General features: G+C 61.4%; 16 protein-coding genes. 9 read left to right on the forward strand and 7 right to left on the reverse strand.

The window, feature by feature from the left end; genetic code table 11:
- The first annotated feature begins 480 nt into the window (after positions 1-480).
- The 9 genes from IGS74_RS10845 (at position 481) to IGS74_RS10885 (ending at position 11,301) form a co-directional block, all read left to right on the forward strand.
- Complete coding sequence (locus tag IGS74_RS10845) at positions 481-1,410, forward strand: helix-turn-helix domain-containing protein (RefSeq protein WP_192386134.1); 930 nt, start codon at positions 481-483, stop codon at positions 1,408-1,410.
- A gap of 114 nt (positions 1,411-1,524) precedes the next feature.
- The gene (locus IGS74_RS10850; RefSeq protein WP_192386135.1) at positions 1,525-3,036 is read left to right on the forward strand and encodes an alpha-N-arabinofuranosidase; all 1,512 of its coding nucleotides are present in this window, start codon (positions 1,525-1,527) and stop codon (positions 3,034-3,036) included.
- A gap of 179 nt (positions 3,037-3,215) precedes the next feature.
- Entirely contained in the window at positions 3,216-5,129 is a 1,914-nt protein-coding gene (locus tag IGS74_RS10855; RefSeq protein ID WP_192386136.1) for an ABC transporter substrate-binding protein, read from the forward strand.
- 144 nt (positions 5,130-5,273) lie between these two features.
- Positions 5,274-6,278 (forward strand): ABC transporter permease, encoded by a 1,005-nt coding sequence (locus tag IGS74_RS10860; RefSeq protein ID WP_192391746.1) that lies wholly within the window; start codon positions 5,274-5,276, stop codon positions 6,276-6,278.
- A gap of 5 nt (positions 6,279-6,283) precedes the next feature.
- Positions 6,284-7,141: an ABC transporter permease gene (locus tag IGS74_RS10865; RefSeq protein ID WP_192386137.1), complete on the forward strand. Its 858-nt coding sequence runs from the start codon at positions 6,284-6,286 to the stop codon at positions 7,139-7,141.
- Between the two features lie 5 nt (positions 7,142-7,146).
- Complete coding sequence (locus IGS74_RS10870) at positions 7,147-8,175, forward strand: ABC transporter ATP-binding protein (RefSeq protein WP_192386138.1); 1,029 nt, start codon at positions 7,147-7,149, stop codon at positions 8,173-8,175.
- Entirely contained in the window at positions 8,172-9,098 is a 927-nt protein-coding gene (locus tag IGS74_RS10875) for an ABC transporter ATP-binding protein (protein ID WP_192386139.1), read from the forward strand. The genes IGS74_RS10870 and IGS74_RS10875 overlap by 4 nt, the downstream gene beginning before the upstream one ends.
- A 99-nt stretch (positions 9,099-9,197) precedes the next feature.
- The gene (locus IGS74_RS10880; RefSeq protein ID WP_192386140.1) at positions 9,198-10,070 is read left to right on the forward strand and encodes a family 43 glycosylhydrolase; all 873 of its coding nucleotides are present in this window, start codon (positions 9,198-9,200) and stop codon (positions 10,068-10,070) included.
- 1,060 nt (positions 10,071-11,130) lie between these two features.
- A complete protein-coding gene (locus tag IGS74_RS10885) occupies positions 11,131-11,301 on the forward strand; it encodes a hypothetical protein (protein ID WP_192386141.1) in 171 nt (56 codons plus the stop codon).
- Between the two features lie 58 nt (positions 11,302-11,359).
- Here IGS74_RS10885 and mnhG read toward each other — a convergent pair whose 3' ends face one another.
- The 7 genes from mnhG to mbhE are packed head-to-tail and all read right to left on the reverse strand — an operon-like array spanning position 11,360 to position 16,963.
- On the reverse strand, positions 11,360-11,779 hold the full coding sequence (mnhG, locus tag IGS74_RS10890) for a monovalent cation/H(+) antiporter subunit G (protein WP_206688142.1): 420 nt from the start codon (positions 11,777-11,779) through the stop codon (positions 11,360-11,362).
- A complete protein-coding gene (locus IGS74_RS10895) occupies positions 11,743-12,024 on the reverse strand; it encodes a monovalent cation/H+ antiporter complex subunit F (protein ID WP_192386142.1) in 282 nt (93 codons plus the stop codon). Before IGS74_RS10895 ends, mnhG begins: the two co-directional genes overlap by 37 nt.
- The gene (locus IGS74_RS10900) at positions 12,021-12,362 is read right to left on the reverse strand and encodes a Na+/H+ antiporter subunit E (RefSeq protein WP_192386143.1); all 342 of its coding nucleotides are present in this window, start codon (positions 12,360-12,362) and stop codon (positions 12,021-12,023) included. Before IGS74_RS10900 ends, IGS74_RS10895 begins: the two co-directional genes overlap by 4 nt.
- Entirely contained in the window at positions 12,362-13,867 is a 1,506-nt protein-coding gene (locus IGS74_RS10905; protein ID WP_192386144.1) for a Na+/H+ antiporter subunit D, read from the reverse strand. Before IGS74_RS10905 ends, IGS74_RS10900 begins: the two co-directional genes overlap by 1 nt.
- A complete protein-coding gene (locus IGS74_RS10910) occupies positions 13,867-14,247 on the reverse strand; it encodes an NADH-quinone oxidoreductase subunit K (RefSeq protein WP_192386145.1) in 381 nt (126 codons plus the stop codon). The genes IGS74_RS10905 and IGS74_RS10910 overlap by 1 nt, the downstream gene beginning before the upstream one ends.
- A complete protein-coding gene (locus IGS74_RS10915) occupies positions 14,244-14,651 on the reverse strand; it encodes an MnhB domain-containing protein (protein WP_192386146.1) in 408 nt (135 codons plus the stop codon). The genes IGS74_RS10910 and IGS74_RS10915 overlap by 4 nt, the downstream gene beginning before the upstream one ends.
- The gene (gene mbhE, locus IGS74_RS10920) at positions 14,648-16,963 is read right to left on the reverse strand and encodes a hydrogen gas-evolving membrane-bound hydrogenase subunit E (protein ID WP_206688143.1); all 2,316 of its coding nucleotides are present in this window, start codon (positions 16,961-16,963) and stop codon (positions 14,648-14,650) included. Before mbhE ends, IGS74_RS10915 begins: the two co-directional genes overlap by 4 nt.
- Between the last annotated feature and the right edge of the window lie 71 nt (positions 16,964-17,034).

A 17,034-nucleotide genomic window follows, 5' to 3' on the forward strand; every position in this document is an offset into this window, starting at 1 on the left:
GCGCGGTGTTCATATAATCTTCAACGTGCTCATGTTCGTGGTTCCCGCTCTTGCGCTACGTCGCGCATATGGAAACGGGAAAGGCTATGACCATTGGGGGCTACGCTTATTCCCGCCACCGGCCGAGAAATGCCGTGGCTGACCGCTCCCGCCGACATGCTTCATGGCCCGTTGGCTTGGACATTGTCGGTCCTGATCGCCAGGCATATCATCATGGCTCTGCGGCCCCACGACGGGGAGGCGGGCATGAGAAGGGTAGCATGGTTTTCCGGCAAGTTGATTCTGGACCGGCTAACAGCTCTATGACTGCGGTTCATTTTGGTGATTAGGTACCCGCCCTGTGGACAAAAGAGCGACTTTGGGCTTCCCCTTCTGATCGACGGACTGCTGTCTTCAAGAGTGATTTATACCCGAAAACTTGATATGCAATCAAATGCGTTTTATGACCGAGCTGTACATACTTGGTCGTGAGGTAGTTTCGTGAGCCGCAATTTTCTCGTCGTCGATCCGGAAGAAGGTCAGGAGATCATAAGGGGGCTCGCATCGGAAACCCGCGTGCGCATCCTCAAACTCCTGCATACCGAAGGCGGCATGAACGGAAACGATATTTCCGAACGGCTGAGCCTGCCGCAGTCGACCGTATCTACCAACCTGCAGATCCTAGAATCGGCCGGCCTGATCCGGACCGATGCGCAGAAAGCCCGCAAGGGCAGTCAGAAGATCTGTTATTCCCTGTTCGACGAAATCCTTGTCATGTTCAAGGAAGGCGTGGCCAAGCAACGCGAGAACATGATCGAGGTGAGCATGCCGCTCGGCCTCTACACGAGCTGCGAGGTTACGGCTCCTTGCGGGCTTTGCTCGCCTAGCGGCATCATCGGCCTGCTCGATGTGCCCGACACCTTCCTGAACCCCGAACGCATGAACGCCGGGTTGATCTGGTTTACGCGGGGATATGTCGAGTATCAGTTTCCCAACAACGCACACTTGACGCGCAGCACGGTGGACGGGCTGGAAGTATCGCTGGAACTGAGCTCCGAGGTGCCGGGCACAGCTTCCGACTGGCCAAGTGACATTACCATGTCGATCAATGGCCGCGAGATCGGCACCTGGACATCTCCAGGCGACTTCGGCGACAAGCGCGGCGTGTACACCCCAAGCTGGTGGAAGCTGAAAGGCAGCCAGTATGGCAAGCTGAAAAGCTGGCGCGTCACGGCCGACGGTACCTATGTCGATGGGTTGCGCGTCTCTCCGATCGCCATCGCGGACCTCGATCTGGCCACGCATCACTCGATCCGCGTGCGTATCGCAGTGAAGGCAGATGCACGCCGTCCCGGCGGCATGAACATTTTCGGCCGTGGGTTCGGGAACTACGACCAGGATATCGTCCTGCGTCTGCAAACCGGGAACTGAAGAAACCTCGGATTGTGCGCTGACAGGGACGATCCGCCCTTGCCAATGCCTTGCGGCTGTTGCACAACGGATTATCTGATACGTATCAGTTTGTCTGCTGCAAGGGAGGGCGGTATGAAAGCCTATGCCATCGCCAATACGGATTTCGTCGTTTCGAAGATCGACGACCGCCTGTATGGCGCGTTTCTCGAACATTTGGGACGCGCGATCTATGAGGGAATCTACGAGCCCGACCATCCGACTGCGGATGCCGATGGCATGCGCGGCGATGTCGCTGAACTGGTTCGCAACCTGAATTGTCCTGTCGTGCGCTACCCCGGCGGCAATTTCGTGTCCGCTTACAATTGGGAAGATGGCGTCGGTCCGCGTGAGAACAGGCCGGTACGGCTCGACCTTGCCTGGCATACGGCTGAAAGCAACGCAGTCGGAATCCATGAATTCGCCGACTGGTGCGCGACCGTCGGGACCGAGATGATGCTGGCCGTCAATCTCGGCTCACGCGGTGTCGACGAGGCCCGCAACTTCCTGGAATACTGCAACCATCCAGGCGGCACCTACTGGAGCGACTTGCGCATCAAGAACGGACGTGCCGAGCCGTGGAACGTCAAGATGTGGTGCCTCGGCAACGAAATGGACGGCCCCTGGCAGGTCGGCCACAAGGATGCCGACGAATATGGCCGGCTGGCCGCCAACACGGCGCGGGCGATGCGCATGTTCGACAGCTCGCTCGAGCTGATCGTCTGCGGGTCGTCACATTCGGATATGCCGACCTTTCCCGACTGGGAGCGGATCGTACTCGAGCATACCTATGATCATGTCGATTATGTCAGCCTGCACATGTATTTCCGCAACCCGGAAAGCGATACGGCCAACTACCTCGCCTTGAGCGAAAAGCTGGATCGCTACATCGAAACGGTTGCCTCCACCATCCGGCAGGTCAAGCACAAGAAGCGCTCGAAGCGCGATGTGCGCATCTGCTTCGACGAGTGGAATGTCTGGTACCATTCCATGCAGCAGGACCGCGCCATCCGCGACGGACATCATGGTTGGCCGCATGCGCCGGCGCTACTGGAAGATATCTACAATTTCGAAGACGTGCTGATGGTTGGGCTGGTGATCAACACCTTCATCCGCCGGTCGGACGTCGTGCGCATCGCCTGCATCGCCCAGCTCGTCAACGTGATCGCCCCGATCATGACGGAAAAGGGCGGCCCGGCCTGGGCGCAGACGATCTACTATCCGTATTATTTCGCGTCCGTATACGGCCGGGGCGTGGCGTTGCAGATGCCTGTGCGCTCGCCTTCCTATGAAAGCAAGCATGCGGCCGAGACGCCGTACGTGGATATCGCCGGCGTGCATGACGAAGATGGAGGTACGCTGACCTTCTTCATCGTCAACCGCAACCCGGACGAGGCGATCGACACCACCATCGACCTACAGGGCTTTACCGGGCGCGAAATCATCGATCACCAGGTTATGACGCATCCGGATCTCCGGGCAATCAACACAGCGGAAAACCCCATGGAAGTGGCGCCGCGCAAAGGGGCAGGGGCGCTACTTGGAAGTAAGGGACTGTCGCTCTCGCTGCCTCCCTATTCCTACCAGATGGTTCGCCTTTCCATTTAGCTACATACGATCTTAGCAGGCATGGCGGGGAGGTCCGACATGCCCGAACTAGATATCATGAAAACGGGTTTATATCGGAAAGTTTGTTGACCGATAGGTCCGCGTAAATTAGGTTTGCTGCAAGAATGGCAAAGACCGTTCACGCAGGTGAAGACGGGCACGGCCCGCGGGGAGGAACGATGCGCAGGCGAGAGTTTCTGACGGGCACGGCATCCGGCGCCCTTCTGGTTGCAACCGGCGGGTGGAGCTGGGCGCAGGATGCCGCCGCACCCACGCTGGGCGATATTCCGCGCGAGCGAACGATCATTATTCAGAACCCTGAATCAGCCATCCGCAACCCGGGGTGGTTCAATATCTGGGTGAATGCCGGAGGCGGCATTATGAACGGGCTTCAGCAGCTCGCGATGGACACGCTATGGTACATCGACCCGGATGCGGGCATCGAGGGGCAGATCGACGACGGCATCTACCATTCGCTGGCGGCCGGCCCCTGGGAATATTCGGACGACTTCAAGCGCATGACCGTACGCCTGCGCGACAATCTGCTCTGGAGCGACGGCACGCCGTTCACGGCCGACGACGTTGTCTATACCGTCACCAAACAGATCGAAACGCCGGGCATGATCTGGTCCAGCACCTTCTCGACGCAGGTGGATTCCGTCACGGCACAGGATCCGGCAACGGTCGTATTCGAGCTGAAAGAGCCGAATTCCCGCTTCCACGCCATCTTCTCGGTGCGCTGGGGCGCCTGCTGGATCATGCCGAAGCATGTGTTCGAGGGCGTCGACGACGTCCTGAACTTCCCGTTCAACCCGCCTGTGTCCATCGGCGCCTATACGCTCGACAGCTTCGACCCCAACGGCACCTGGTTCATCTGGAACAAGCGGTCGGACTGGGATCGCACCTCGCTTGGCGTCGTCGGCGAGCCCGCTCCGGAAAGGGCGATCTATCGCAACAACATCTCTATCGACAACCGCCTGATCGAGATGCGCAACGGCAATCTCGACATGATCCACGATCTGACGCCGGAAGGCGCCTTCTCGATCATCCAGCAGGATCCGCAGACCCAAGGGTGGTTCAAGGGCTTCCCTTATGCCCATCCGGACCCCACCCTGATCCACGCCATGTTCAACCAGCAGGGTATGCCGATCTTTCAGGACAAGCGAGTGCGCTGGGCACTGGCCCTCATGTTGGATGCGCGTGCAATGAGCATGGCCAGCTATCGCGGGGCAGCCACGCTTTCGGCGATCGCCGTCCCGCCGACCGGTACGCATCCGCGCGACTATCACGAGCCACTGCAGCAATATCTTATGGATTACGAGCTCGATCTCGGCGCACGCAAGATCAAGCCGTATGACGCGGCGGTGCCGCTGCAGATCGCGGATATGGTGCGTGGCCAGTTCGGAGACGGCGTTCCGAGCGACGAGGCGGAGGTGCGGCGCGCCTTCGGCTATGGCTGGTGGAAGCAGGATATCGAGGCGGCTACGGAGCTTCTGACGGCAGCCGGGCTGACGCAGTCGGGCCGCCAGTGGCTTCTGCCCGACGGGCAGCCGTTTCGCTTCAGCCTGATGATGCCAACGGACGGCGTCGTCAACCGCCTTGGCAGCCTGATGGCGCAGTTGTGGTCGCAGCAGGGAATTCAGGTGACGCCCGAGCCGGCACCCGACGTTCGCGAGCGGCTGACCGCCGGCGACTACGTCGCCTGCGTCCGCTGGGCCGTGGAAACATACGGTGGCCACCCGGATCTCAGCTTCTTTCTCGACAGCTATCACTCGGACTTCGTTTCGCAGCGGGGCACGGCGCAGCCGCCGCGCAATCTTATGCGCTACAGCACCCCGAGGCAGGACGAGATCATCGAGGAGATTCGGCGGATCGACTTTTCCGACCCGAGGACGCTGGAGCTGGGGCACGAATTCGTCAAATACTATATCGACGAAATGCCGATCATTCCGATCATGGCGTACAACGTTTTCGCCATCCAATCGAACCGGTACTGGACCGGGTGGCCGAGCGCCGACCAGCCTTACGCCAACCCCGTCACCAACTGGGGCAACAGCCGGTATGTCCTGACCCAGATCCGGCCGGCAGGCTGAGGCGCTTGCGCTTTCTTATGCATCGGCGGACGGGGCGCAATGCCGGCCCGACCGCCGGGCGCCCCGTTCCGCTACGCGCTTGCCTTTCGCTTTCATGACGACGAGCCTCTCCGCCGTTCGGGCGTCTCCCAGTGGAGCACCACGATGAATCCTTACCTTCGCTTTGTGGCCGGCCGTCTGCTTCTTCTGTTCGCGGTCATCTTCTTCGGCGTATCGGCGGCGTTCTTCATTACCCACCTGTCGCCGATCGACCCGGTCGAGACAGCGCTCGGGCGCATCATCAATCAGGCGAATTTCAGTCCTGATGCCGTTGAGCAGATGCGCGCCACGCTGACGGACCTCTACGGGCGCGACGCATCGCCGGTCCAGCAATACATAACCTTCTGGAAGCGCGTCTTCGTGGGCGATCTCGGTCCCTCCATCATTGCGTTTCCGACGCCAGCCATGACGCTGGTCTGGCAGGCGTTGCCCTGGACGTTCTGCCTGCTCTTCGTATCGACGCTTATCACCTTCGCCATCGGCAATATCCTGGGCGGCATGGCCGGCTACCGGCAAAACAATGCGATCCTCAAGGCGCTCGGAATGCTGGCCGTAACCCTGCAGCCGATACCCTATTACGTGGTTGCCTTCATTCTGCTTCTGATCTTCGGCTTCGTCTGGCCGGTCCTGCCGATTTCCGGTGGCTTCGGCATGAATGTATCGCCGGGTTTGAACTGGGCGTTCGCCTCGTCCGTCTTTCTGCATTCGCTGCTGCCCGCCATCTCGCTGGTGCTTGTGGGGTTCGGCAGCTGGTTCCTTGGCATGCGGGCCCTGGTTTCGAACATCGTGACGGAGGATTACGTCACCTATGCCGAGCTGGCAGGCGTGCGCCGTCCGCGCATCATTCGCTCCTACGTCATGCGCAACGCGCTCGTGCCGCAGATCACCGGCCTTGCGATGGCGCTCGGCACCGTCTTTTCCGGCACCATCATCACCGAGCAGGTCTTCAACTATCCGGGTCTCGGCTCGCTGCTGATCGATGCCGTGTTCGGCGGTGACTACTCGGTGGTCCTGGCGGTTTCCACCGTGTCCATCGTTGCGGTGGCAACGACGATCTTCATCGTCGATCTGCTGTATCCGCTGCTCGATCCTCGCATTCGCACGGAGTGACCGGCATGTTCGCTGTCCTGCGCGACCTCATCCGATACAATATCGAATTTGCGTTCGGTCTTCTTCTGCTGGGCGCCATCATCCTCTTCTCGGCCGCCAGCCTGTTTTCGCCCAATGATCCGGCGATGCTCTATACGGTTATCCCCGATCAGCCGCCCTCATGGGAGCATTGGTTCGGCACCAATTCACGCGGTCAGGATCTGTTTTGGCAACTGTCGTTCGCGTTCCGCAACAGCCTGATCTTCGGCTTCACCGTGGCGCTTATCAGCCGGATCATATCCATCTGCGTCGGGCTTGCATCCGGCTATCTCGGCGGCTGGGTGGACCGGGCCCTGATGTTCGTCAACGATATCTTCCTTGCTCTGCCGATCTTTCCGGTGCTCGTACTGTTCTACTTCGTCCTGCGCGACAGCATGGACAGCTTCACCCTTGCACTGCTGATGGCCTGTTTCGGCTGGCCCTACGATGCGCGGCTGATCCGCTCCGTCGCGATCGGCCTCAAACACCGCGAGTTCACGCGGCATGCCGTGTTTTCTGGCATGTCGACACCCCGCGTGCTGGCGCAGGAGCATTTGCCCTACGTCATGCCGATCGTGTTTTCGACCTTCATGAACAACATGCTCTGGTCGATCGGGTTGGAGGTTACGTTGGCGGTGCTTGGCTTCACCAATATCAACGAACCGACGATCGGTACGGTGATCTATTGGGCCAACTCGCATTCGGCCATGGTCGTGGGCGTGTGGTGGTGGCTCGTCATCCCGATCATTCTGGTGATGATGACCTTCCTTGGCCTGTTTCTGCTGGCGGTCAGCACCAACGAATATATCGATCCGCGAAGCCGGCTGCGCAGGATGGGGGGCTGAGGGCCATGAGCGAGAATATCCTGACGGTGGAGGGCCTCAAGGCCTATTATCAGATGGGCTATTTCGGCGTGAACCGCGAGGTCCGCGCGGTCGACGGCCTGACGATGGCCGTGCGCCGCAACGAGGTTTACGGCATCGCGGGCGAAAGCTCGTCCGGCAAGTCGAGCCTGTTGAAGGTGCTGGCGGCCGCGATACGCCCACCCATGCGGGTTGTGGACGGTACGGTCGCCTATGATTTCGGCGATATGTGCATCGACCTGACGAAGGCATCGCCCGAACAGGTGGACGCCATCCGGTGGAAGCGCCTGTCCTACATCATGCAAGGCTCGATGAGCGTGCTCAATCCCGTAAGGCGCATCGGCAAGACCTTCGAGGATTTCGCCAGCCGGCCGCTCGGTCTGAAGGGTGAGCCATTCAGGACGCGCGTCACGGAGCATCTGGCGATGCTTGGCCTGGGGCCGGATGTTCTGCGGGCCTTTCCGCACGAACTGTCCGGCGGCATGCGCCAGCGCGTCACGATCGGGCTGGCGACGGTGTGCCACCCGCAGTTCATTCTGGCCGACGAGCCGACGACGGCTCTCGATGTCGTCGTTCAGAAGGAAGTGCTTAGCCTCATCCGGGACTTGCGCAAGGCCATGGGCGCATCGGTGATCTTCGTGACGCACGATATGAGCGTTCATGCCAATATCGCCGACAGGGTGGGCATCGTCTACGCCGGCAAGCTGGTCGAGGACGGCCCGACGCGGGACATGTTCTTCGCACCCAAACACCCCTATACCGCGCATCTGGTGGCCAGCCTGCCGCGGATCGGCGACACGTCGCAGCGACCCTCGCTGGAGGGCCGGCCGCCCAACCTTTCCAATCCGCCGAGCGGCTGCCGCTTTCATCCGCGCTGCCCTCTGGCCGTAGAAAAATGCCGCAGCAGCGTGCCGCCCCTCGAAACGGTGGCGCGCGACCACAGAACGGCCTGCTGGCGCTGGCAGGATGTGAAGCCACTGGTCGGGAGCGCCCATCGCGCGGGGGTCTCGGCATGACCACTTTGCTCGATGTTGCCGGCGTCTACAAACGCTTCTCCACCGGCGGCCTGCTGGCGCGCCGTATCGTCAACGCGGTGAACGATGCGTCGTTCTCGTTGAGCGCCGACAAGCCTGAGATCTTCACGATCATCGGGGAAAGCGGTTCCGGAAAAACGACGCTGGCGCGGATGATCCTTGGTCTCGAAGACGTGACCGAAGGGGAAATCCGCGTTCGCGGAGAGCGTGTCAGCCGCAAGGACGGGCGGCGCAAGCGGCTGGAGTACATGTCGCATGTTCAGCCCGTGTTCCAGAACCCGTTCGAGGCGTTCAACCCGCTGAAACGCGTGGATCGCTATCTTGAAAGCACCGCGCGCCGCTTCCTGAAGACGAGGGACCGCAAGGTGATCGCACAAGCAAGCGATACCGCCCTGCAAAAGGTGGGTCTGAGCCTGGCCGAGATCGGTGGCCGCTTCCCTCATGAAATGAGCGGCGGCCAGTTGCAGCGCACGGCCATCGCCCGGGCGCTGATCCCCAACCCGCGCCTGCTGATTGCCGACGAGCCAGTGTCGATGGTGGATGCGTCGCTTCGGATGAGCATCGTCAACCTGCTGCGAAGCCTGCGGGACGATCATGGCGTATCGGTCATCTACATCACGCACGATCTGGCGACCGCCTACTACATCTCAGACCGGCTGATGATCATGCAACGGGGCCGCATCGTGGAGATGGGGCCGGCGCGCGCCGTTCTGGATGCTCCCGAACATGCCTACTCGCGCCTGTTGAAAGACAGCGTTCTTTCGACGGAAGACGCGGGCGAAGGGCGGCTCGACACAAACCGTGCGGCAATCCGTGAGGTGACGGCGCTGGCCGGGCGCCCGAGTCGTTTAATGGAGCAGCCGGACGGCCGCCTGCTTCGCGTCTACGACAACAACGAAAACTAGGGTCGGCTTTCCGTGTCCAGGCAAATCTTTCGCGATCCGCTCGAGGATGGTGCAGCCGACCCGACCGTTATCCGGAACCGGAAGACCGGTGACTGGTGGATGTTCTACACCAACCGCCGCCCCTCGGTGGCAGGTGGAAAAAAGTGGATTCACGGCACGGAGATCGGGGTGGCGGTGTCGCCCGACGATGGCGCGTCATGGCATTATCGCGGCACGGTCGACGGTCTCGACAATCCTGCCCATCCGGGCCGGAACACCAAATGGGCGCCCGAAATCATCCGCGACGGCGACGTCTATCATATGTACCTGACCTATATCGAAGGCTCACCCGACTCCACGACCGCCGGCCATGACCGCTCAATCATCCATCTGACCAGTCCCGACCTTGCGCGTTGGACACGCCATGGTTCGGTCGAGCTGTCCAGCAACCGGGTTATCGACGCCTGCATCTTCCATTGCCCCGATGGCCTCTGGCGCATGTGGTACAAGGATGAAGCAGACGGCTCCAGCACCTGGAGCGCTACCAGCCGCGATCTGTTTTCATGGACGGTCGAGGGCAGGGTGATCGCCGGGCTGCCGAACGCTGCGCCTCATGAAGGGCCGAATGTCTTTAAGCTCGGCGGTTGGTACTGGATGATCGTCGACGAATGGCGAGGGCAGGCCGTCTACCGATCCGATGATTGCCTCAAGTGGCATAGGCAGGGCATGATCGGAGATCTGCCAGGTGCCGATTCCGGCGACCGACGCTATGTGCGTCATGCCGATGTCGAGGCCTTCGACGGTCATGCGGCGCTCTTTTACTTTACACACCCGGAATGGGACGAACTGGTACAGGCGACCGGCCCGCAAACCGTTGCGGCGCGCCGGACTGCCATCCATCACGCGCGCCTGACAGTTGAGGAGGGTAGGCTTTTCATGGAACGTGACATTGAAGGGAGCCATCCGATCCTTCGTCCAAAGAAGGGATCTTAAACACAAAGCGAGCCGCCTACACTGTAGATGGCTAGTGCAGAGATCTATCGCGTCACGGTATACCCTGAGGTTGGGTGCCAAACGACACGGCACCGCCGTCACATCTGGTTCAAATTCGCCAAAAGTGACACGTCCGGCCATCCGCCTAAATGCTGACGTTACAACAAGTGCCGGCGCTGATTGGGGTCGGCCGCTATGACTGCTTTGCGCCCCTTTTCAGACCGTTAGGCAAACTCCGCCTTTGCTGCAAACCGGACGCTCAGCCCTTTCCCGCGAACAGCTGCAGCGCACCCTTATTTTGGTTGTTGAGGGAGAACAACGTTTCGTCAGACCGTTCTCGCCGTTCTTGCTTCGGTGGTGATTGACGCCGGAGATATTGATATAGTCGAGACGTCCATGCGAATTGCACTCTCGCTTGATCACTCAGACATGCCGAGCTCATCCCAGAGGTGCGCGCCGAGCGGGTTATGTTCTCACAATTTTCGTGAAAGCTTACAAGCTTAAAAGCTTGCAATTCTGCAGCTAGCTCTTTGCGGAGTTCAGCTATTCGCGTTGGATGTTGGCCTTTTCCGTATCCAACCGCGAATTAACTGAAACGTACTCGCTGGCGACCTTTTACATCGCGGCAGCAGCCAAGCCAGTAGTTCCGAAGATACGATTTCTCGTTCGATGATGCTGAAGCTGCAGTTGGGTCGACAACAAAACGGGCGGCTGGGCCCATCTCATCGTTGGCGTCGAGAATTGCTGCGCACAGCCACCCAATGCGCTCTACAAGGCGGTGATTAGACATGCCGCCTACAGCAGCCCTTTGCAATATATACCGAGGCGCGCGATGCCGATGATACACGGTGCAGACTTTACGGCTTGATCACGCAGGTTGCTCGAGAGCCCAGAATTAAAAGAGTAGCTGCGGCCGTGCAGCCTTCACACAGTCTTGAAACAGGCGATCTTGCCGAAAGGCGGGGAAGCGTTCGATATCCACGCCGGGTGCAGGCGCTAAAGGGCGGATGCAGGTCTTGGAAAAACGTTGGTCGGGCCGCCAGCGTCGGAGACACTATGCATGACCCTGATCGACCTTCTCGTCATTGTTGCCGTCGCAGCCTTCATTGCCTTTGCATTCTGGTCCACCCGGCGTCACCACCAGGACCGGATTGATGCTCAGAAGGCATCCAAGGCCGAAAGGCTGGACGCGTGCGCGAAAAAACTGCGCCGGGATTCGCCTCTTCCCTGAACGGGCCGGGTCGCGTCCGCACCTTCAAATCCTCGATACAGTCGATGATGTACGCGGCCTAGCGCTCCCGTTCGACTGCGATCCGTTCCTCAAGTGAGGATCCCTGCCGCTCGATCACGCTGGAAAGTGCGTCATCGCCTAGGAGTCCATCGATCTTCTCGCCCGACGTGTAGGCCGCGCGGCCGAGCAGATGGCCTGCAATTGGAACGGTCAGCAACAGGAAGGCTATGACAAAGGCACCAATAATTGTTGGACCGACACCTTGCATCGAGCATATGGTTCCGAGGATCGCGAAGATTGCGCCGACCGTGCCCGCCTTGGTTGCGGCATGCATGCGCTGGAATGGATCGCGAAAGCGGATAAGGCCAAGGGCGGCCGCGAAGATGAAGGCGACGCTGATCAGCTTGAAGACGACGGCAAAGAGGAGAAGCAGTGCGCTCATCAAAGTCTCCGTTCCAGGAAGGCCGCGAAGGCGCATGTCGCCACGAAGGAGATGAGCGCGACGCCGACTGCTACATCCAAGAATTCGCGGCGGCCCGTCAGATCGGCCGTCAGGGCCGCAAGGGTGATAGCAATGCCCGTTAGCATATCGATAGCGATGAACCGGTCTGCAAAGCCGGGACCGCGCGCCATGCGCCAGAAGGTCATGGCCAGCGGAACCACCAGCAATGCGACGAGCGTGGCGTTTACTATACTGAGTATGTGATCGAGCTGTTCGATCATAGTTCCACCCTCCGTATCCGCGCCTCAAAAGTCGAAACGATGCCGCTGACGAGACCCTCCGGGTCCGGCGCATCGAGCGCATGGACGTAGATCCATTTGCGGTCATCGCTGACATGCAGCGAGCAGGTGCCCGGCGTCAGGGTGATCATGTTGGCCAGCGTTGCGATGCCGAGGTCCGTCTTCAGCGTGATGGGCACGGCCACGATCGCCGAGCGCGTTGCCGGGTCTCGCGCAAAGGCGGCGCGTGCGACCGCCCATGACGACGTGATCAGTTCCCGGAAGAAGACGATGAAAAGTTCCGAGCCGGCGGCGATGCGCGAGACGAGCGAGTTTGCCATCAGCCGATCCTCATGCCCAACACTGTTTCGATGTACTGGGTGGGGTCCACCAACTGCTGGGCGGCCGCTTCGGCAAAGGCCACGAATGGCTGCGCGAAGAGCCCGATGGTGACCGTCAGGGCTGCCAGCAGCATGATCGCGGCGTAGAAGGGCGCCGGAACTGCGCGCCTGCGCTTCTGCCACTGCGGTGCGGGCTTCCAGAAGCCTTCGGCCCAAATCTTGCTCATCGAATAGAGGGTGAGCAGGCCGACGAAGAGCCCAAGGCCCGCAAGCCACCAGCGCTCCGCGCTGAACGTAGCGTCGATGACCATGAACTTGGCCCAGAAGCCCGACAAGGGCGGAATGCCTCCCAGCGACAAAGCGGGAATCAGGAACAGGACGGCCAGGATGGGGTGGGCCGCCAGGAGGCCGCCGCTCCTGCGCAAATCGAAACTGCCCGAGCCGCGATGGATGGCGCCGGCGATCAGGAACAGGTTCGCCTTCACGACGATGTGGTGGACGATATAGAAGATGCCGCCCGCCAGCGCTGCGGGTGTCGCGAGAGCTAGGCCCAGGAGCATGTATCCGATCTGACTGACAATGTGGAAGGACAGGATCCGCCTCACATCCCATTGCACCGCGGCCCCGAATACGCCGAACACCATGGTGCCGGCCGCGATCACCGCTATCACCGGTCCGAGGCCAGAGGTCTCCATGGGCAGAATCAGGGTGAAGACCCGGAAGCAGGCATAGACGCCCACCTTCGTCAGAAGGCCGGCGAAGATGGCTGCCACTGTAATCGACGCCGTGTGGTAGGAGGCCGGAAGCCAGAAGAACAGCGGGAAGTAGCCCGCCTTGATGCCGAAGCCGCAGAACAGGAGGACGCCCACGATGACGAGCGTCAGGGAGGGTTCCGCGCCGCGCAGCTTCAGGGCGATATCGGCCATGTTGAGCGAGCCGGAAACGCCGTAGAGCATACCGACGGCCATCAGGAACAGGAGCGTCGACAAAAGGTTCAGCACGGCATACTTGAAGACGCCGTCGAGCTGGGCGCGGGTCCGGCCGATCGCGAGCAGGCCCATCGCCGTGATGAGCATGATCTCGAACCAAACATAGAGATTGAAGATATCCCCCGTCAGGAAGGCGCCGTTGACGCCCGCCAGCATCCCGTTAAAGAGCGGGTGGAAGCCGGCGCGTTCTTCCCGCTGCCGGATGTCGGCCGTTCCGAAGATCATCGTTGCGAGGGCCATGAGGCCGGTGATGGCGGCCATGGCGGCGGCCAGCCGATCCGCCACGAAGCTGATCCCGAAGGGTGCTGCCCAGGTACCGAACTGGACGGCCACGACGCCATCCATATCCACCCGCCGCAACAGGTAAAGACCGGCGAGGAACGTCGCCAGCGTGCCCAGCAGGGAAACGATCCGCTGCGCCTTGCGGAAATTCCACAGAAGCGCCGTCAGGCCAGCGGCCAGCACTGGCGCCAGGACCGGCCAGAGGACGGCGTTCGTCATCATCATGCCCCCCATCAACGGTGCTCCTCGGCGTCGAAGGGGCTGCCGAGGCGCTCCGCGTCGTTCAGATCGCGCGTATCGATGGCTCCGTTCGAGCGCATGAGCTGGAGCGCCAGCGCCGATGCGAAAGCCGTCAAGGCAAAGCCGATTACGATGGCCGTCAGGATCAGCGCTTGCGGCAGGGGGTTTGCGGTGTCCATGCCCAGTTCCGACATGTCGGCCGGCATGATGGGCGGAAGGCTGCTGACGATCCGCCCGCTATACAGGATCACCAGATTGACCGCCGCCGACAGGATGGCGACGCCGATGATGATGCGGATGACGTGGCGCGACAGAAGCATGTAGACCCCGCAGCTCGCCAGCGCCGAGATCGCCAGCGCGTAGATCAGGTTCATGCTTCGGTTTCCTCGTAGAAGCGCAGCACCATGGCCATGACGCCGCCGATCACGACGAGATAGACACCGATATCGAAGAAAAGCGCAGTGCCGGCGTGGAAGTTTCCGATGTGCAGCCACCAATGGGTCAGGTAGGACGACGAGGTCACCAGGCCCGGCAGTCCGCTGACAATGGCCATGGTCAGGCCGCAACCCGCTAGTGCCACGGGATGGACATACAAGGCCGTGCGTGCGGACGCCGCGCCATCCGCAAGTGCCAGAACCGCAAATCCCGAAGCCGCCACGAGGCCGCCCACAAAGCCACCGCCTGGGAAGTTGTGGCCACGGTAGAGAATAAAGAGCGATACCGCGAACATGATCACGAAAATGATGCGGGACATCGCCGACAGGACGAGCGAGCTCATGCGGATTTCCCCCTGCGATGCGCGCCACGGACACGCAGCATTCCCCAGACGCCGATGGCAGCCAGGCAGATCACCGCGATTTCCCCCATCGTATCGAGGGCGCGGAAGTCCACCAGGATGACGTTGACGACGTTCCGGCCATAGGCCTCGGCATAGGAGGCGCGTCCGTAGAATTCGGAAAGGCTTAGGTCGAGCGGCGCGCCGGTCATGGCGAGGAGGCCGGCGAAGAGCAGGAGGCCGAAGCCCACCGACATCGCCGCATCCATGACCCGTTCGGAACGGGTGCGCGAATGACCGAGTCGAACCGGAGTGCGCAGAAGAAGCGCCGTCAGGATCAGGACGATCAGTACTTCGACCGAAAACTGGGTCAGGGCGAGGTCGGGCGCACCGTTCAGGAGGAAGATCAGCGCCGAGCCGAAGCCGATCATGCCCATGGAAACGACGGAGGTCAGAAGCGAGCGCACCCGTGTCGCGATCATGCCGCCGGCCACCATCAGGATCAGCACGGCGGTCGGCGCTAGGCGGAAGCCTTCCATGGACAGGTCCAGTTGCATCGACGGTGCGACCAGAACCAGCGTCCCTGCCGACACGGCCAGGACCGTGGCTAGGACGATCGCCGTATAGCGGTGCTGGTCGCCATTCTGCAGCATGCGGGTGGACAGGCGGGCCAGCGCCAGCGTGCCCTCGAACAGGCGGTTGTATCCGGCGTCGCCGAGGAGCCTGGCCAGCACCACATTGCTGCCGAGCCGGCGCACGGCTAGCGGCCAGGCCAGGTAGAGCAGGACGCCGAGCGCCACCACGGCAAGGCTGAGCATCAGCATGGGCGTGACGCCGTGCCAGAGATACAGCGAAAAGGCGACCTCCTGGCCCGCGATCGCCGTGGCCGCCGCATTGGTCAGCGGTTCGGCGACATTGGGAAAGAGGCCGAACAGAAAGCCCGCCGCTCCGAGCAGCAGCGGCCCGGCGACGAGGCCCGGCGATTCCCCGTGATAGATTTTCGATGGGGCTCCCGAGCCAAGTAGGAAGGGCCGCAGCGCCGCCGTCAGGCCGATCATCACGAAGGCCGCGTTGCCGACGACTGCGGCGACCAGGAGCAAGTAACCCGCACGATCGCCCAGCATCGCCTCGAAGATCGTCTCCTTGGCGATGAAGGCGAACAAAGGCGGCAGGCCGGCCATCGCCAGTGCCGCGAGTACGCAGGCCGTTGCCGTGAGCGGCAGGCGCCTGCTGAGGCCACGCATGGCAAGGATGTCGGGCTGGTGCGTCGCATGGATGGCCGTCCCGGCGCAGAAGAACAGGGCCGCCTTGTACAGCGCATGGGCAAGGATGAAGGTGACGACCGCAACGCTGGCGACAGTGCCGCCGAGGCCGATGAGCATGACAAGCAGGCCGAGCGAGCCAACGGTCGACTGCGCCAGGATGGCCTTGAAGCCGCCCTGCATCAGCGCGCGCAGCGCGGCGACCAGCAGCGTCAGCGCCCCGAAGAAGACGAGCGTCGGCCCGAAGGCGGGCATGGCGGAAAAGGGGGCGTCCAAACGGGCCAGAAGGTAGACGCCCAGCTTGACCATGGTGGCCGAGTGCAGGAAGGCCGAGGCCGGGGTCGGCGCGGCCATGGCGTTGGGCAGCCAGAAATGGAACGGGAACTGCGCAGACTTGGTGAATGCGCCGATAAGCACAAGCACCAGGATGGCCGGTGCGAGCGGCGAAGCGGCAAGCTCCGGGCCGCGCATGGCGATCTGCGACAGGGACCAGGTATCCAGCGTCAGGCCGATCAGGAGGATACCGCCGAAGAGCGCCAGTCCTCCGCCCGCGGTGACTATCAGCGATTGCAGGGCCGCCTTGCGCGCATCCTTCTTGGCGGCGTCGAAGCCGATGATGAGATAGGAGAAGAGGCTAGTCAGCTCCCAGAACACATAGAGGCCGATGAGATGGTCGGACCATACTGTCCCGAGCATCGCCGCCATGAACAGGAGGATCAGGCCGATGAAGCTGGCGCGCCGGGTGGCCGGCGCATCGGCGAAATAGGCGTTGGCATACAGGACGACCAGGGTTCCGATGCCGGTTACCAGAAGGGTGAACAGCAGCGAGAACCCGTCCAGCCGGAAGGTCAGCGAAACTCCGAGTGAAGGCACCCAGCTGATGTCTTCGACGACTTCGAACCCACTGCCGATGTCCGGCAGATAGAGGATAAACCAGACGAACAGGGCGAAGGGGATGAGCGCTGCCGCCGTGCCGAGCCGCGCACCGGTCAGGCGCAGAAGCCAGAAGCACAAGCCCGAAATGATGAATAGCAGAGTTAAGCTTATTGCCACGTAAGCACAGATCCCCAATTATCACCAGCGGGATAGCGGGCTAAAGCGAGCTGCGTCAACACGCTCACAAA

It is taken from the genome of Aureimonas sp. OT7 (assembly GCF_014844055.1).
Classification (GTDB): Bacteria; Pseudomonadota; Alphaproteobacteria; order Rhizobiales; family Rhizobiaceae; genus Aureimonas; species Aureimonas altamirensis_A.

Coding starts and splice junctions, on each gene's coding strand:
- mnhG (WP_206688142.1), bottom strand. CDS start 11,779: ATGCGCCTTCGCGGCCTTCCTGGAACGGAGACTTTGATGAGCGCACTG.
- IGS74_RS10855 (WP_192386136.1), top strand. CDS start 3,216: ATGCGCAGGCGAGAGTTTCTGACGGGCACGGCATCCGGCGCCCTTCTG.
- IGS74_RS10865 (WP_192386137.1), top strand. CDS start 6,284: ATGTTCGCTGTCCTGCGCGACCTCATCCGATACAATATCGAATTTGCG.
- IGS74_RS10850 (WP_192386135.1), top strand. CDS start 1,525: ATGAAAGCCTATGCCATCGCCAATACGGATTTCGTCGTTTCGAAGATC.
- IGS74_RS10870 (WP_192386138.1), top strand. CDS start 7,147: ATGAGCGAGAATATCCTGACGGTGGAGGGCCTCAAGGCCTATTATCAG.
- IGS74_RS10900 (WP_192386143.1), bottom strand. CDS start 12,362: ATGGCAAACTCGCTCGTCTCGCGCATCGCCGCCGGCTCGGAACTTTTC.
- IGS74_RS10885 (WP_192386141.1), top strand. CDS start 11,131: ATGACCCTGATCGACCTTCTCGTCATTGTTGCCGTCGCAGCCTTCATT.
- IGS74_RS10880 (WP_192386140.1), top strand. CDS start 9,198: ATGTTCTACACCAACCGCCGCCCCTCGGTGGCAGGTGGAAAAAAGTGG.
- IGS74_RS10895 (WP_192386142.1), bottom strand. CDS start 12,024: ATGATCGAACAGCTCGATCACATACTCAGTATAGTAAACGCCACGCTC.
- IGS74_RS10905 (WP_192386144.1), bottom strand. CDS start 13,867: ATGGGGGGCATGATGATGACGAACGCCGTCCTCTGGCCGGTCCTGGCG.
- IGS74_RS10915 (WP_192386146.1), bottom strand. CDS start 14,651: ATGAGCTCGCTCGTCCTGTCGGCGATGTCCCGCATCATTTTCGTGATC.
- IGS74_RS10875 (WP_192386139.1), top strand. CDS start 8,172: ATGACCACTTTGCTCGATGTTGCCGGCGTCTACAAACGCTTCTCCACC.
- IGS74_RS10910 (WP_192386145.1), bottom strand. CDS start 14,247: ATGAACCTGATCTACGCGCTGGCGATCTCGGCGCTGGCGAGCTGCGGG.
- IGS74_RS10860 (WP_192391746.1), top strand. CDS start 5,274: ATGAATCCTTACCTTCGCTTTGTGGCCGGCCGTCTGCTTCTTCTGTTC.